Annotated in this window: 13 protein-coding genes and 1 tRNA gene; 5 read left to right on the top strand and 9 right to left on the bottom strand. The window is 72.0% G+C overall.

Going from position 1 to position 15,085, the window contains the following annotated elements; genetic code table 11:
* Positions 1-24: 24 nt before the first annotated feature.
* The 9 genes from OHA72_RS01890 to OHA72_RS01850 all read right to left on the bottom strand — a co-directional run bounded on the left by OHA72_RS01890 (position 25) and on the right by OHA72_RS01850 (position 8,751).
* A complete protein-coding gene (locus OHA72_RS01890; protein WP_327006140.1) occupies positions 25-717 on the bottom strand; it encodes a DsbA family oxidoreductase in 693 nt (230 codons plus the stop codon).
* A 68-nt stretch (positions 718-785) separates the two neighbouring features.
* A complete protein-coding gene (locus OHA72_RS01885) occupies positions 786-2,000 on the bottom strand; it encodes a hypothetical protein (protein ID WP_327006139.1) in 1,215 nt (404 codons plus the stop codon).
* Between the two features lie 11 nt (positions 2,001-2,011).
* Complete coding sequence (locus OHA72_RS01880; protein WP_327006138.1) at positions 2,012-3,538, bottom strand: alkaline phosphatase D family protein; 1,527 nt, start codon at positions 3,536-3,538, stop codon at positions 2,012-2,014.
* Between the two features lie 45 nt (positions 3,539-3,583).
* Positions 3,584-4,501: an AraC-like ligand-binding domain-containing protein gene (locus OHA72_RS01875; protein WP_327006137.1), complete on the bottom strand. Its 918-nt coding sequence runs from the start codon at positions 4,499-4,501 to the stop codon at positions 3,584-3,586.
* A 103-nt stretch (positions 4,502-4,604) separates the two neighbouring features.
* Positions 4,605-5,060: a hypothetical protein gene (locus OHA72_RS01870; RefSeq protein WP_327006136.1), complete on the bottom strand. Its 456-nt coding sequence runs from the start codon at positions 5,058-5,060 to the stop codon at positions 4,605-4,607.
* A 65-nt stretch (positions 5,061-5,125) separates the two neighbouring features.
* Positions 5,126-6,133 (bottom strand): NAD(P)H-dependent flavin oxidoreductase, encoded by a 1,008-nt coding sequence (locus OHA72_RS01865; protein ID WP_327006135.1) that lies wholly within the window; start codon positions 6,131-6,133, stop codon positions 5,126-5,128.
* Positions 6,134-6,596: 463 nt separating this feature from the next.
* Positions 6,597-6,672 (bottom strand) — tRNA-Arg (locus OHA72_RS01860).
* Between the two features lie 556 nt (positions 6,673-7,228).
* Positions 7,229-8,047 carry a single-stranded DNA-binding protein gene (gene ssb / locus OHA72_RS01855; RefSeq protein WP_327006134.1) on the bottom strand — a complete coding sequence of 273 codons (819 nt, stop codon included), beginning with the start codon at positions 8,045-8,047 and terminating at the stop codon, positions 7,229-7,231.
* 164 nt (positions 8,048-8,211) lie between these two features.
* On the bottom strand, positions 8,212-8,751 hold the full coding sequence (locus OHA72_RS01850; protein ID WP_327006133.1) for a DUF1444 domain-containing protein: 540 nt from the start codon (positions 8,749-8,751) through the stop codon (positions 8,212-8,214).
* A gap of 120 nt (positions 8,752-8,871) precedes the next feature.
* Between OHA72_RS01850 and OHA72_RS01845 the strand changes: the two genes are divergently transcribed.
* The 5 genes from OHA72_RS01845 (at position 8,872) to OHA72_RS01825 (ending at position 15,058) form a co-directional block, all read left to right on the top strand.
* Entirely contained in the window at positions 8,872-9,861 is a 990-nt protein-coding gene (locus tag OHA72_RS01845; RefSeq protein ID WP_327006132.1) for a cobalamin biosynthesis protein, read from the top strand.
* Positions 9,862-9,905: 44 nt separating this feature from the next.
* Positions 9,906-11,429 carry a cobyric acid synthase gene (locus OHA72_RS01840; protein WP_327011413.1) on the top strand — a complete coding sequence of 508 codons (1,524 nt, stop codon included), beginning with the start codon at positions 9,906-9,908 and terminating at the stop codon, positions 11,427-11,429.
* Positions 11,426-12,046 carry a uridine kinase family protein gene (locus OHA72_RS01835; protein ID WP_327006131.1) on the top strand — a complete coding sequence of 207 codons (621 nt, stop codon included), beginning with the start codon at positions 11,426-11,428 and terminating at the stop codon, positions 12,044-12,046. The genes OHA72_RS01840 and OHA72_RS01835 overlap by 4 nt, the downstream gene beginning before the upstream one ends.
* Before the next feature lie 75 nt (positions 12,047-12,121).
* Complete coding sequence (locus OHA72_RS01830) at positions 12,122-13,186, top strand: M48 family metallopeptidase (protein WP_327006130.1); 1,065 nt, start codon at positions 12,122-12,124, stop codon at positions 13,184-13,186.
* 510 nt (positions 13,187-13,696) lie between these two features.
* Positions 13,697-15,058 carry a dipeptidase gene (locus OHA72_RS01825; protein WP_327006129.1) on the top strand — a complete coding sequence of 454 codons (1,362 nt, stop codon included), beginning with the start codon at positions 13,697-13,699 and terminating at the stop codon, positions 15,056-15,058.
* The last annotated feature ends 27 nt before the right edge of the window (positions 15,059-15,085 follow it).

Below are 15,085 nucleotides of genomic sequence, written 5' to 3'. Positions count from 1 at the left end.
CCGCACCCGCAAGTGCACGTGCGCCTAGATCTCGCAGGAGCCGTCGGCGCAGGCAGCGTCGTCAGAAGCCCCGGACGGCGAGCCCAGGACGGTGAGGGACGACTGGCGCAGCGCCTGCTCGAACACCTCGACGGGCTGCGCGCCGGAGACGCCGATGCGCTCGTTGAAGACGAAGAACGGCACGCCGTTGATGCCGTAGGCGCGGGCGGTCGCGATGTCAGAGCGCACGTCGGCCTCGTGCGAGCCGTCGGCGAGGGCCTGCTTGGCCGCCACCTCGTCCAGCCCGACCGCGCCTGCGAGGCCCGCGAGCACCGCCTGGTCGCCGATGTCGGCGCCCTCGGTGAAGTACGCCTGCATGAGCCGCTCCTGCAGCGCCGCCTGGAGGCCGTGGGCCTTGGCGAAGTGCAGCAGCCGGTGCGCGTCGAGGGTGTTGGCGGTGCGGGCGCGGTCGAAGTCGTACGCGAGGCCCTCGTCGGCCGCGATCTGGGTCACGTGCGCGAACATGCCCTTGACCTGCGCCGCGGACAGCCCCTTGCGCGCGGCGAGGGACTCGCCGACCGTGCGGGGGTCGCCGACCGGCGTCGACGGGTCGAGCTGGTAGCTGCGCCACTCGACGGTGACGGCGCCGTCGAAGCGGGACAGGGCCCCTTCGAGGCGGCGCTTGCCGATGTAGCACCACGGGCAGACGATGTCGGACCAGACCTCGACCTGGATCATGCGCACTCCTTACTCGTTGACGGTTCAACAATAGCGCGCGCAGATGATCCAGGCCGAGGCCGGAACGGTCACCAGTCGGAGTTCGATCCTCCCGTACCGAGGATGACCTGGTCGAACGTGTTGCCGTCGTTGTCGTCGGTGTAGGCGACGCTGACCTCACCCCACGGCGAGACCGCGACCGACTGCTGCTCCTGGCGACCCGTGGCCGTCTGGCTGAGGACCTGGGCCGCCAGCCGGCCGGTGCCGGTGCCGTCGGGGTTGAAGCCGCGGACCAGGACGTCGGCGGCAGCGGAAGCGCCTGTGGAGTAGCCGACCACGGTGTTCGCCTGGTCGTCGATGCCGATCGAAGGGGTGGCCCCGCCGGCCGCCACGAGCGTCTCCACGTGCCGCGGCGTGCCGTCGGCGCCGAACGAGCGGGTCCACACCCCGGCGGTGCCGGTGTGGTCGGACTCCCACGCGACCGCGAACGCGCCCGAGAACGACGCCGCGATCGCGGGGTGGCGCTGCTGCCCGTCGCCGAGACTGTTCGCGGAGCGGCGGGTCAGGTTGACTGCCCCGTTCGCCTTCGCCAGCCGTACCAGGGCGACGTTGAAGAATCCGTTGCCGTCGGCGTCCTCGTCCCACACGACCAGCGCGTCGCCGGACGCCGAGGTGGCCACGTCGGGCCGGTGATGGCCGCCGGTGGTCTGCGAGGCGGTCACCTCGTAGGCCTTCGTCGTCGGCGCGGTGTAACCGGCCGCCTTCACGGTGTAAGCGGTGCCCTGCACGTCCTCCCAGACCACGCTGAACGCGACGGCCGCGGTGCCCGGCGCGCCGTCCGGGTCGACGGCGACCTTCGGCAGGATCTGGTCGCCGGCGGCGTCGGCGTTGGCCCGGCCCGACGCCGTGACACTGCCGGTCGGCGAGACGACCCGGTAGACGATGTTGAACACGCCGTTGCCGTCGGGGTCCTCGGCCCAGACCACGACGGCGTTGCCCTTGTCGTCGAGGCCCACGTCGGGGCTGACGTGCTTCCAGCCGGTGCCGGCGGTGCCGCCGGCCGACAGCTTCAGCTCGTACTTGGCGACGCCGTCGGTGAACAGCCGCAGCCAGACGTCGGAGTGGCTGTTGTTCTCGGGTGCGGTGGTGTCGCGGTCGTCCTCCCAGACCACGGCGACCTGCCCGTTGCGGTTGGCGGCGATGGCGGGCGTGTCCTGGTCGCCGGTGGCGACGCTGTTGGCCGTCGTCCACGTCATCGACGCGGCGGCGAGTGCCAGAGCGGTGGCTGCCGTTGCAAAAACCATTGAGAAGACTCCTACAGGGCCCGGAGGCCGGGCTGGCCATCGAGGATCGCGAACGACTTGAGGGTGGTGGCGGCCGCGCCGTGCTCGGTGACCGTCGTGACGGCACGGAAGTCGGCGCGGACCTGCGCGGGGCTGATCGTGGTCCGCACGTAACCGCGCAGCCCGGAGTGGAACTTGAGGTGCGGGTTCGTGGCGACGTTGGGGATCGCGGTCGCCGCCGAGCCGTTGCCGCCGGAGGTGATCGACGTGCAGACCAGTTCGGTGCCGATGGTCGCGGAGTTGCCGTTGGCGTAGTCGGCCTTCAGGTCGTTGGCCCATGCCGCGTGTACGTCACCCGTCAGCACCAGTGGGTTGCGTACCGAACGGTCCAGCCAGCCCTGCTGGATGCGGGCCCGCGACGCGCGGTAGCCGTCCCAGGCGTCCATGCTCGCGGCGCCGCTCGCGTCGAACTGCCGGGCGAAGAACACCTGCTGGCCCAGGATGTCCCAGGTGCCGTAGTGCTGGGCGAGCCCGTCGAGCAGCCACGCCTCCTGCGCCGCGCCGGTCAGGCTCCTGGTGGTCGAGTCCGCGGCGGCGCACACCTTCCAGCCGTCGCCGCAGGCCTGGTCGTCGCGGAACTGCCGGGTGTCGAGCATGTGGAACGTGGCCAGGGTGCCCCACCGGACGCGCCGGAACAGCGGGATGCTGTTGCCCGCCGGTGCCGCGCTCGGCCGCAGCGGCATGTTCTCGTAGTAGGCGCGGTAGGCGGCGGTACGGCGGGCCGTCCACTGTGCGGTGGTCAGCGCGGGGCTGCTGTCGTTGCGCACCATGTTCGCGTAGTTGTTCTCGACCTCGTGGTCGTCGGGGACCACCAGCCACGGCGCGATCGCGTGCGCCGCCTGCAGGTCCGGGTCGGACTTGTACTGCGCGTACCGGCGGCGGTAGTCCGCCAGGGAGACGATCTCGGCGCCGGCGTGCGCGCGGACCCCTCCGGTGCCGGTGCCGCCCTCATAGATGTAGTCGCCGAGGTGCAGGATCAGGTCGGGGCGGTCCTCGGCCATGCGGCGGTACGCCGTGTAGTAGCCCGACTCGTAGTGCGCGCACGACGCGAACGCCATCACCAGGTCCCGGCCGACGGTGCCGGCGGCGGGCGCGGTGCGGGTGCGCCCGACGGGGGAGATGTGGCCCTGCGCGCGGAAGCGATAGTAGTACTCGGCGTCGGGGGCGAGACCGCCCGCGACCACGTGGACGGAGTGCGCGTCGGCGTAACGGGCCGTGACCGTGCCGGACGCGACGAGCGAGGCGAACGTGTCGGTCGTGGAGACCTGCCAGTCGACGGTGACGTCGACGTTCGCCATGCCGCCCTGGCCGTCGGCGTTCAGCGGCGACGGGGCGAGCCGGGTCCACAGCACGACGCTGTCTGCGGCAGGTTCGCCGGAGGCGACCCCGAGCTTGAACGGGAACGGGACGGCGGCCTGGGCGCCGGTCAACGGCAGTGCGACGGCCCCGGCGGTGACCAGTCCACTGAGGACGAACGTGCGGCGGCTGAGCCTCTTCATGCCGTATACTTTTATCACTATCGATGAACGTGCGGTGTCCTGCAGCTAGCCGCGGGCTGCATTCGGTGTACGGCCGAACTGCCGCCGGAACGCCCGGTGGAAGCTCGCCACGTTGCCGAACCCGGCCTCGGTGGCGACGTCGATGACCCGCAGGTGCCGCATCGCGGGGTCGGCGAGGTGCCGTGCCGCGCGTTCCAGCCGCAACCGCCGCGCCGTGGCCGCGTAGGACGCCTCGTGCCCGGCGAACAGCCCGTGCACCGTGCGCACCGAGATCCCCAGCCGCCGCGCGGTCGTCGCCGGTGACAGGTCCTCGTCGGTCAGATGCTCCGCGATGTCGTCGATGCACATCTGGTACGACCTGGGCGAACGCACCGGAGTCAGGATGGACGGCTCGAGCGCGATCGACAGCATCCCGGCCGCGTGCAGGGCCAGCCGGGCGGCGGTCGGCTCCTGCAGCGGGCCCCGGGTCAGGGTCTCCAAGGAGTGCCGCACGGCCGCGCCGACCCCGATGGTGGTGTCGACGGCGGTGGCGGTGCGCACCGGTCCCGCCGTCGTCAGCGTCCGCGCCGGTACGAACAGCGACAGCTGCCGGAAGTCCCCGCCGAACTCGAAGCGGAACGGCTCGTCGGCGTCGACCACGGCGATGTCGCCCGGGCGCAGGGTCGCCACCCGGCCGTGCTGCGCCATCAGGCTCGTGCCGCTGACCTGCAGGTTCGCGTAGTAGCCGCGGATCGGGTCGCGCTGCACGCCGGCCTCGGTGCGGTGCACCGTCTGCCGCTGCGACTCGATCCGCGCCAGGCTCAGCTCACCCAGCCGCCACTGCGTCACCGACCCCGCGAACCCGCCCCGCAGATCCGACTCGGGCGTCAACGCCAGGAACGCCTCGCAGATCAGCTCGCGCCAATGCGTGAACTGCTCGGCCGGTGCCAGCGCCGACGTCGTCCAGTAGCCGTGGTGGTCCATCGCGCACGTCTCCTATGCCCCGTTCCCCGTCGCCATGCAACGCCGGGTTCCGCTCCATCGGACATGGTTGCGACGGCCTTCCGACACCGTGCCGGCACGAGGATCAGGCGGAGTTCCTGCCGGTGGCCCGGAAGTAGGCGTTCGCCGATGCGGTGAACATCAGCGGGACCGCGGCCCAGACGGCGGCGACGTGCAGCGCCCTGGACGCGGCGATCGCCCACCACGTCAGGTCCGCGTCGCCGGTGGCGGCGCTGAGCGAGTTGCCGTCCACGAGCCACGAGATGGGCTCGATGATCAGCGACAGGGTACCGACGATGCCGAGCACCAGGGCGAGGGCGAGACGCGCCCACCGGCGCCCGGCACGCATGCGCAAGGTGGTGAGGATCGCGGCGGCGTACACGGTGCACCGGAACAGCACGCCGGGCAGCGGGTTGTCGCCGGCCTGGTCCGCGCCGACGACGATGACGGTTTCGAGGGCGCCCAGGGCGACGGCGGCGAGCCACAGCCCGGACGCGGCGCGCACCGCGACGGGCGGCCGGCCGGTGGTCAGGAGAGTCATACCCTTCACTGTTCGCCGTCGCGAACCGGGCGGCACGCCCCCTGCCCACCGGATCCATGGTGCGGCTAACCCCCGTACCGGCCGAGCATCGCCACCGCGTCGCGGGTCATCGTCGCGATGACCTCGGCCGCGGGCAGCAGCGACGTGACGAGACCGACGCCCTGCCCGGCCAGCAGCGGCATCTCCTCCAGATCGCCGGTGGTGAGCCCGCGCATCGGGACCAGGTTGGAGAACCGGTGCATGGTCACCGTCTCCCCGCCGAGGACCGTCTCGCCGATGACCGTCGGTTCGTGCTCCTCCTCGTGCTCCTTTGCGGTGTCGAGCCATTCCCGTACCACCCGGTTGCGCAACACCCGCATCGGGTTGAAGTCCGGCATCTCCGGCCCGAACATCGACGTGCTGACGGTCTCGGTGGCGTCGAAGCTCAACAGCCGGCTCTTGTACCCGTCATGCGCGTCCGACTCCCCGGTGGCGACGAACCGCGTGCCGACCCAGGCGCCGTCCGCGCCGAGCATCAGCGCGGCGGCCACCCCGCGGCCGTCGGCGATCCCGCCCGAGGCCAGCACCAGCGCCGGCGCGACGGCGTCCACCACCAGCGGCACCAGCGCGAAGACCGGCAGCGTCGCGGCGTTGTGACCGCCGGCCTCCTGCCCCTGCGCGACGACGACGTCGACCCCGTCGTCCACCGCCCGCTTGGCCGCGTCGACGGAGCTGAGCTGCTCGAAGACCCGCACGCCCGAGGCATGCAACTGGTCGATCCACTCCCGCTTCGGATGCCCCCAGTGGAACGACACGACCGCCACCCCGGCCTCGCACACCGCGTCGATCTGCGCCTGCTCGGTGAAGACGGTGATGAAGTTGACGTTGAACGGCCGGTCGGTCTTCGCCTGGATCGTGGTGATCGTCTGCGTCAGTGCGGCCGCCGGCATGAGCCCGACCCCGAGCGAGCCGAGCGCGCCCGCGTTGCTGACCGCCACCGGCAGCTCCGGTGTCATCCCCACGAACGCCATGCCGGCCTGCGCGATCGGGGTGGTGAGGCCGAACGCCTCGGTGAACCTGGTCCTGAGTGCCATACCGTCCACGGTGCCGAACCCACGCCGCCGCGGTGTTGCCCACCGCGCATCCCGCATTGCATTCCGTGCAGACGTCGGCTCATTGACATTCTTGCCAGGGGCCCGCCGCCACCCGGGCGACGGGCCCCTGCTCGTTCAGAACCTGTCACAGGTTTGTGCCGACCCCTGCCGTGCCGAGGAGCAGTGCGCGAAGGCGACCACTGCTGGTGATTGCCTGCTTGGCGGGGGCCGTGATCGCCTCGGTTCGCGGCGGGGAGGCATCCAACCGGATCGGCGCCGCCGCCCGGACCGTCGACGGAACACCCCGTGGTGTTCGGGCTCGGCTCCGTCCACGGACTCGGCACCGGCTGCCAGGTGAACGGCCGGGACGCATGCCTGGTCAGCATCACCTACGAATGCTTGGCTGAGCACGGCGGCATGCCGCCTGTGTCTTCCGCAGGCCAGGCAAATGGCCTGGTCAAGCTGGTGCGCCCGGTAGGGATCGAACCTACGACCTTGGGATTAGAAGTCCCCTGCTCTATCCGCTGAGCTACGAGCGCATGTCGTCGGACAGGCTACCGCCTGGGGCGGAGGATTCGCTTGTGGGGAGCCAAATCGACGCTCTCAGGACAGCATTCATTGCCGTCGGGCACAAGCGGGTTCCGTTGGTGTGCCGCCGGTTTCGCAGCGGGTGGCGGTGGGATCACGCTTCGGGTCGTTCGGGTCGCTCTTGGTCTGTCGCCCTCTCTGGAGCTCCTGTACGTGCTCGTCGGCTGCCGCGATGTGTCGCCCCGATGCCGCGTTGCTCGCCGGCGCGGTTCTGGGCTGGGCGCCGTCGCGACGCCGGGATGCGGACCCTTCGAAATCTGACGGGCAGCTGCCTCGGCGCCCAGGTCGCGCACCGTTTCGAGACAGAAGCACGCCGCTGCGCGGGGTCGGATCGCGCGCCTCCCCGAGGCCGGGCACGCTGCCGTCTCGGCCTGCGGGCGGGCCGTTCCGGCTGGGACGCGGCCACTCCACAGCTGGGCACGGCGCCGTGCCCAGCTGTCGGGCGATCCGCATCTGATGGTGGGTCGTGACACCGGATGGTGCGGCGTCACGACCCACCTGCCGCGGTCAGGCGGGCACCGGGACCCTGCCACCCCGGTTACGCCTGCGGCGGCCGCCGCTCACCTCGTCGGACTCGCCCGAGGTGGTGTCGTCGCCCGAAGTGGTGTCGTCGTCCGAGCTGTCGGACTCCTCGACGGGTGCGGCTTCCTCGTCCGGTGCGGCGTCGGGCGTCGTGAGCTCCGCGGCGTCGTCCGGGGCGGTGAAGCCGGCCATTGCTGCGAACGCCGAGCCGTCGAACGCGGCGTTGACCGCGTTGTCCAGCTCGGCCATGACGTCCTCCGCGAACGGGTCCCGGGTGGCGTCCTGCGGAGGCTCCTCGACGGTCGTGACGAAGCCGCCGAGCTCCGCGTCATAGTCGCGGTGGCGGGGCAGGTCATTGAGTGCCGTCACCGGAGTGCTCGACTGACCTGCGATCCGTGCGTCGGACAGCTCGTCGTCGATGGCGCTGGTCAACGTGCTCGCCCGGACCCGGGCGAACTTCGCCCGGCCGCGCGACAGGTCGTGACCGACGGTGGTGGCCTCGAGCTCGTATGCCACGCGCTTGACGTGGTCCTCGGTCTCCCAGTTGCGGCTCGACAGCCTGCCGGTGACGACGACCGGATCGCCGACGTGGACACAGCGCATCACGTTTTCCGCGAGCTGGCGCCAGCAGGTGACGCGCAGCCGGAGCGTGTCGCCGTCGACCCAGCGCTCCTGGTGGCGGTCGTAGCGCCGGGATGTTGCGGCGACCCTGAAGTTGGTGACCAGCTGGCGGCTCTCCTCCAGCCGCCGGCACTCGGGCTCGGTGAGCACGTTGCCGACCATGGTCACGGTCGTCTCGTTCATGTCCGTCTCCCTCCCGTGTTGTGGACTCGGGACGGAGCATCGGTCAGATCGGGTCGTCGCCGCTCGGAGGTGGAGCCGGATCTGTGGATAACTGGGTGCTTGTGGACAGGGTCGCGCCACGTCGGATGATCTGGTACGTGCGGGCGGCTTGTTGGGTGTACACCTCAGAAGGCGGCGTGGGCGAGGTTCTGGGTGAACACTTCCCAAGCCCCGCGACGGCGCACCAGCAATTTGCGCGACAGCAGATGCGGGTCGCCGGCGAAGAAGACCCTGTCGATCGCGCGCCGGACCTTCGCGAGGCCGGGTGGGGACTGCGAACCGGTCACGATCATCACGTCACGGGCCGGGACGCCGACCACGAGCTCACCGGGCACGGCACGCTCCAGGCCCGCCCAGAACGGCTCGGCGAGCAGCAGCGTCGAGGCGATGCCGTCGAACTGGAGCATCAGCGCGGGCGGCTGGCCGTGGACCTGCGCGGCGCCGAGCCGGTTGTCGAGGTTGTGCGCGGCCTGGCGGCGCAGCATCCGCCTCGGCAGCTCCATGCGCTGCAGGTCGGCCCAGGTGACGAGGCGTTGCCCATACGGCGGACCGTAGCTGTAGCCCACTCCGAGACCGCCCATGAACTCGTCGAGCACGGGCGCGTGCACGTCGTCGCGGCGGATGTCGCGAAGTGGTGCAAGGACGGGGAGGAGCGTGAGCTGCACGCTTGCAAAGTAGGACGGTGACGGATGTGAGACAAGCTCTTGTTTTTGCACCATCTGCTTGCTAGGGCGTCCGCGGGCCGTCGCAAAAAACTGTCGGTGGGGGTCGGTAGTGTCCGGCCCATGGTGAATCGAAGACTCCAAGCCGACGCGATCGGGATGGTGCTGGGCGGTGTGCTGGACGCGGTGTTCGGCGATCCGCGCAGGTGGCACCCTGTCGCGGGGTTCGGGCGGTTCGCGGGGGCGGTCGAGCGCCACACGTATGCCGACGAGCGGCCGGCGGGAGCGCGGTTCACCGCGGTGGCTGTGGGTGCCCCGGTGGCCCTCGCGGCGGTGGCGGCCTGGCTGACGAGGCGCAGGCCGATCGCCCGCACCGTGCTCGTCGCCGGTGCGACCTGGGCCGCGCTGGGCGGCGCCAGCCTCGCCCGGGAGGGGCGGGTGATGGCCGACCGGCTCGACGGCGGCGACCTGGAGTCCGCGCGGGCGCAATTGCCGAATCTCTGCGGGCGGGACCCGTCGGCGCTCGGAGCGCCCGAGCTGGCGCGCGCGACGGTGGAGTCCGTCGCGGAGAACACGTCGGATGCCGTGGTCGGCCCGCTGTTCTGGGGCGCGGTCGCGGGCCTGCCGGGCATCGTCGGGTATCGGGCGGTCAACACGCTCGACGCGATGGTCGGGCACCGCTCCGCGCGGTATGCGAGGTTCGGCACGGCGTCGGCCCGCCTCGACGACCTGGCCAACCTCGTGCCGTCGCGGGTGACGGCGGCGCTGACGGTCGCCGCCGCGCCGGTCGTCGGCGGGCGGCCCGGTGAGGCGCTGCGGGTGTGGCTGCGCGACGGAGGGCGGCATCCGAGCCCGAATTCGGGGCAGTGCGAGGCGGCCGCCGCCGGTGCGCTCGGCATCCGGTTGGGAGGCCGCAATGTGTACGGGTCCCGCGTGGAGGAGCGGCCACACCTCGGCGACGGCGGGCCACCGGCTCCACGTGACGTGCGCCGGGCCGCGACCCTGTCCGTGGTCGTCGGCGCGGCGGCACTCGGGCTCGCCTGCGCGGCAAGGGCAGGAGCCGGGCGGAGCATCGCCAGGCGGCGCCGGAGCGTGGCGGAGGTGGCGGAGTGAGCGGGCTGCTGGTTGCCGGCACGACCTCGGACGCGGGCAAGAGCATGCTCACGGCCGGGATCTGCCGCTGGCTGCGCAGGCGCGGCGTCGACGTCGCACCGTTCAAGGCGCAGAACATGTCCAACAACTCGGCGATCGCGGTCGACGGCGGTGAGATCGGCCGGGCGCAGGCGCTGCAGGCGTATGCGTGCGGGCTGGAGCCCAGCGTCAGGTTCAACCCGGTGCTGCTCAAGCCCGGTTCCGACCGCACCAGTCAGGTCGTCGTCCTCGGGCAGGCCACCGGGCATATCGGCGCGCGCAACTACCACGAGATCAAGGACCGGCTGCGCGGGACGGTGCTGGAGACGCTGCGTGAGCTGCAGGCCAAGCACGACGTGGTGATCTGCGAGGGTGCGGGGAGCCCGGCGGAGATCAACCTGCGGGCCGGTGACCTGGCGAACATGGGCCTGGCCCGCGCGGCAGACCTGCCGGTGATCGTGGTCGGTGACATCGACCGTGGCGGGGTGTTCGCCGCGTTGTACGGCACACTCGCGCTCCTGGACGCCGACGATCAGGCTCTCGTCTCGGGCTTCGTGATCAACAAGTTCCGCGGGGACTCGGGGCTGCTGCAGCCGGGCCTCGACTCGCTCACCGAGCTGACCGGGCGGCCGACGTTCGGGGTGGTTCCGTGGTCCAGTGAGCTCTGGCTCGACGGGGAGGACTCGCTCGCCTATGACGGGCGGGTCCTCGGCCGGCCGGCCCCGCCGCGCGGCGGGCAGTGGCTGCGGGTCGCGGTCGTCCGCCTGCCCCGCGTCTCCAACGCGACCGATGCCGAGGCGCTCGCCGCGGAGCCGGGAGTCCAGGTGCGGCTCACGGTCGAGCCGGCCGACCTTGCCGACGTGGACCTCGTCGTGCTGCCCGGCAGCAAGTCCACTGTGGACGACCTGCGGTGGCTGCGGGAGCGTGGTCTGGCGGACGCGGTGCTGGCCCACGCGGCGGCGGGCCGGCCGGTCCTCGGCATCTGCGGCGGGTTCCAGATGCTGTCCGAGCGGATCTTCGACGACGTGGAGAGCCGCCGCGGTGCGGTGCAGGGGCTGGGGCTGCTGCCGGTCGAGGTCACGTTCGCCGCCCGCAAGACACTCGGGCGGGTGACGGGGACCGGGCTCGGATCGCAGCCGGTGCACGGTTATGAGATCCACCACGGAGTGGTGAGCCGGGCGGCGGACGGCCTGACGCCGTTGATCCGGCTGGCCGACGGCACGGGGGAGGGGGCGGTGGTGGGCAACGTGTTCGGCACGCACTGGCACGGGGCGTTCGAGACCGACGGGTTCCGCCGCGCGTTCCTGGTCGAGGCGGCACGTCTCGCCGGGCGGCACGGGTTCGAGGTCGCGCCGGACACGTCGTTCGCCGCGCTGCGGGAGCGGACCGTGGACGTGCTGGGCGACCTGGTCGAGGAGCACCTCGACACGGAGGCCCTGTGGCGCCTCATCGAGGGCGGCGCCCCCGCCGGGCTGCCGACGGTCGTGCCCGCTCTGCGTCCTGCTGCGCCGGTGCCACCGGCGTCCACAGCCGTGCGGGGGGTGCGATGAGCGTGGGCGGGGTGCGGGTGGGGACGTATGACGGGCTGGCGAAGGAGGTCCTCGGCAGGGAGGCATGGCTGGGGGACGTGCGGCTCGTAGCTGTCGACGGGCGGGCCGGGTCGGGGAAGACCACGTTCGCGGGGCGGTTGTCGCGGGCGTTGCGGCACGCCGGTGTGGACGTCGCCGAGCTGCACACCGATGACTTCCTCGACGGGTGGGCGGAGCTGATGGCATGGCGGCCGAGGTTGGAGCGGTGGGTGTTCGGGCCGTTCAAGGAGGGCGGCGACGCGCGGTACCGGCGATATGACTGGGCCGCGGAGCGCCTGCGTGAGGAGTGGGAGCCGCTGCGGCGGCCGGACGTGCTGGTCGTGGAGGGGGTCGGCAGCGCCGGGGCGCAGGACCTGACGCTGGCGGTGTGCGTGCACGCGCCCGAGGCGCTGCGGCTGGAGCGGGGGCTGATCCGGGACGGTGAGGCGTTGCGGCCGCAGTGGGAGCGGTGGATGGCGGAGGAGGACCGGTTCTTCGGGGACGGCACGGCGTTGCGGGCCGTCGACGTGCACGTCGACGGGGCGCCGGGGGAGGAGCACGATCCGCAGAATGAGTACTTCATCCTTGCGGGCGGGTAGACGGCGGTTGCGCAGGTGCGGGACGATCCGGGAGGCGGCCGGACGTGATCCGGGTGCGACGGGGAGGCGGAGCGGATGACCACGAACGACGTGCAACGACGGCGGGTGGTGCTGACCGGGATCAGTTCCCGGGCGTGGGAGCACCCCGCGGACAGGGGCGCCCTGGTGGCGCTGCGCGAGCTGCGCGGGTTCGACGACGCGCTGAAGTCGTTGCACGCGTTGTGGAATGAGCGGGCCTGGAGGCTGGAGTTCCTCGGCAACGCGATCCGCGTCGACCACCGGCAGTTCCCGCGGGTGCACCGGCTGATGGCGGAGGCCGCGGCGTCGCTGGACATCGCGGAGCTGCCGGAGCTGTATGTGCACAGCAGCCGCTCGATCAACGGCATGTGCATCGGCATGTCGAAGCCGTTCATCGTGATCAACCGGGGCTGCCTGGAGCTGCTCGACGACGAGGAGCTGCGCTGCCTGCTCGGGCACGAGCTCGGGCACCTGGTCAGCGGGCACGCCGTGTACCGGACGATGGTGATGATCCTGACGGACTGGGCGGTGCGGCTCGCGTGGCTGCCGGTCGGGTCGATGGTGCTGCGGGCGATCGTGGCCGCGCTGATGGAATGGTGGCGCAAGGCGGAGCTGTCCGCGGACCGGGCCGGGCTGCTGGCCTGCCAGGACCCGGCGGCGTCGCTGCGGCTGTCGATGAAGCTGGCCGGCGGCGGGGATCTGTCGGAGGTGGACACGACCGCGTTCCTGGAGCAGGCCGCCGAGTTCGAGCGCGCGGGTGACCTGCGGGACAGCCTGATCAAGATCCGGATGGTGACGGCGCGGTCGCACCCGATGCCGGTGGCGCGGGCGGCCGAGGTGCGGGCGTGGATCGACAGCGGGGAGTATCAGCGGATCCTCGGTGGGGAGTACCCGCGCCGTACCGACGACGGGGACGCTTCGGTCAGCGAGGAGATCAAGGCGGCGGCCGCGTCATACCGGGAGGCGTTCTCGCGGTCGCAGGACCCGCTGGTGGCGCTGCTGCGCAAGCTCGGCGACGGGGCGTCGGAGGTCGGCGACTGGGTCGGCGCCGGTGCCGGCCGAGTGCGTGGCTGGATGCGCGGAAACGGCTCCGACGGCCCGGACAGCCCGCCGGCGCAGTGAGTTCGGGATAGGGACAGGTCCGGCGGCGCGAATGGGCCGGCGGCGCAGTGTGTCCCGGGCAGGGGCGGGTCCGGCGGCGCGAATGGGCTGGCGGCGCAGTGTGTCCCGGGGTTGGGACGGGCCGGCGGCACGGACGGGGCCGGCGACGCGGTGGGTTCCGGGCAGGGGCGGGTCCGGCGGCGCGAATGGGCTGGCGGCGCAGTGTGTCCCGGGGTTGGGACGGGCCGGCGGCACGGACGGGGCCGGCGACGCAAATGGGCTGGCGGCGCAATGTGTCCCGAGGTTGGGACGGGCCCGGCGACACGGACGGGTCCGGCGGCGCGGTGAGTTCCGGGGCAGGAAACGGGTCCGGTGGCGCGGATGGGCTGGCGGGGCAGTGTGTCCCCGGGTAGGAACAGGTCCAGCGACGCAGCGGGTCCGGGGCAGGAACGGTCCGGCGGCGCGGTGAGTTCCGGGGCAGGAAACGGGTCCGGCGGCACGGACGGGTCGGCGGCGCAGTAAGTTCCGGGTATGACTGTGCTCACCGACGAAGAGCTCCGCGCCGCGATCCGGCGGGAGATGCCAGGGGTCCGCGCCGACCTGGAGCGGCTGGTTCGTATCCCGGGGATTGCGTTCACCGGGTTCGACCACAGCCACGTCGAGCGCTCCGCCGAGGCGGTTGCGGAGCTGCTGCGTGGCGCGGGGATCCCGGACGTGCGGCTGGTCCGTAAGGGTGGGCAGCCCGCGGTGCTGGGCCGCCGGCCGGCGCCGCCCGGAGCGCCGACGGTGCTGCTGTACGCGCACCACGACGTCCAGCCGATCGGTGACCGCTCGCAGTGGCTGAGTGAGCCGTTCGAGCCGCAGGAGCGCGACGGCCGCCTGTACGGGCGCGGCACCGCCGACGACAAGGCCGGCGTCATGGCGCACATCGCGGCGCTGCGGGCGTTCGGCGAGGATCTGCCGGTCGGCGTGGTGCTGTTCATCGAGGGCGAGGAGGAGTTCGGCTCCGAGTCGCTGGAGGACCTGCTGCGCGAGCACCGTGACGAGCTTGCGTCCGACGTGATCGTGATCGCCGACTCGGGCAACTGGGACGTCGGTCAGCCGGCGTTGACGACGGGGCTGCGTGGCATCGTCAACGGGTTCTTCGAGGTGCGGGTGCTGGAGCAGGCCGTGCACAGCGGCATGTTCGGCGGCGCCGTACCAGATGCGTTGATCACGTTGTCGCGGCTGATCTCGACGCTGCACGACGATGCGGGTGATGTCGCCGTCGAGGGGCTCGTCAGCACGGCGTCGGCGCCGCTGGACTACCCCGAGGACCGGTTCCGCGAGGAGGCCGGGATGCTCGACGGCGTCGAGTTCATCGGCAGCGGCCGGCTGGTCGAGCGGCTGTGGACCCGGCCGGCGATCTCGATCCTCGGCATCGACGCCCCGCCGACCGAGGGCGCGCCCAACGCGCTGATCCCGGTCGCGAAGGCCAAGTTCAGTGTGCGGATCGCGCCCGGTGACTCGGCGCAGCGGGTGTACGACACGATGATCGCCCACCTGGAGCGGCACGTACCGTGGGGCGCGAAGCTCACCGTGACCCTTGAGCAGCTCGGCGAGCCGTGCGTGATCGACGCGACCGGGCCCGTGTTCGAGGCGGCGCGGCAGGCGTTCACCGAGGCGTGGGACGGCGTGACGCCGGTCGACATGGGCGTCGGCGGGTCGATCCCGTTCATCGCGACGTTCCAGGAGCTGTTCCCCAAGGCGGCGATCCTGGTCACCGGCGTGGAGGACCCGAGCACCAGGGCGCACGGGCCCAACGAGAGCCTGCACCTCGGCGAGTTCGAGCGGGTCTGCGTCGCCGAGGCGCTCCTGCTGGCCAAGGTCGCCAAGGTGGCCCACACGGCCTGAAAACGGCAGGACCGGCCGGGTGAACGA

Source organism: Dactylosporangium sp. NBC_01737, assembly GCF_035963215.1.
In the GTDB taxonomy this organism is placed as follows: domain Bacteria; phylum Actinomycetota; class Actinomycetes; order Mycobacteriales; family Micromonosporaceae; genus Dactylosporangium.
The sequence above is the reverse complement of the archived record's forward strand: the minus strand, read 5'-3'. Positions and strand labels throughout refer to the sequence as shown.

Bases quoted from the DNA above. Each gene is read 5' to 3' on its own strand.
- OHA72_RS01890 (WP_327006140.1), bottom strand. From the start codon at position 717: ATGATCCAGGTCGAGGTCTGGTCCGACATCGTCTGCCCGTGGTGCTAC.
- OHA72_RS01885 (WP_327006139.1), bottom strand. From the start codon at position 2,000: ATGGTTTTTGCAACGGCAGCCACCGCTCTGGCACTCGCCGCCGCGTCG.
- OHA72_RS01880 (WP_327006138.1), bottom strand. From the start codon at position 3,538: ATGAAGAGGCTCAGCCGCCGCACGTTCGTCCTCAGTGGACTGGTCACC.
- OHA72_RS01875 (WP_327006137.1), bottom strand. From the start codon at position 4,501: ATGGACCACCACGGCTACTGGACGACGTCGGCGCTGGCACCGGCCGAG.
- OHA72_RS01870 (WP_327006136.1), bottom strand. From the start codon at position 5,060: ATGACTCTCCTGACCACCGGCCGGCCGCCCGTCGCGGTGCGCGCCGCG.
- OHA72_RS01865 (WP_327006135.1), bottom strand. From the start codon at position 6,133: ATGGCACTCAGGACCAGGTTCACCGAGGCGTTCGGCCTCACCACCCCG.
- ssb (WP_327006134.1), bottom strand. From the start codon at position 8,047: ATGAACGAGACGACCGTGACCATGGTCGGCAACGTGCTCACCGAGCCC.
- OHA72_RS01845 (WP_327006132.1), top strand. From the start codon at position 8,872: ATGGTGAATCGAAGACTCCAAGCCGACGCGATCGGGATGGTGCTGGGC.
- OHA72_RS01840 (WP_327011413.1), top strand. From the start codon at position 9,906: ATGCTCACGGCCGGGATCTGCCGCTGGCTGCGCAGGCGCGGCGTCGAC.
- OHA72_RS01835 (WP_327006131.1), top strand. From the start codon at position 11,426: ATGAGCGTGGGCGGGGTGCGGGTGGGGACGTATGACGGGCTGGCGAAG.
- OHA72_RS01830 (WP_327006130.1), top strand. From the start codon at position 12,122: ATGACCACGAACGACGTGCAACGACGGCGGGTGGTGCTGACCGGGATC.
- OHA72_RS01825 (WP_327006129.1), top strand. From the start codon at position 13,697: ATGACTGTGCTCACCGACGAAGAGCTCCGCGCCGCGATCCGGCGGGAG.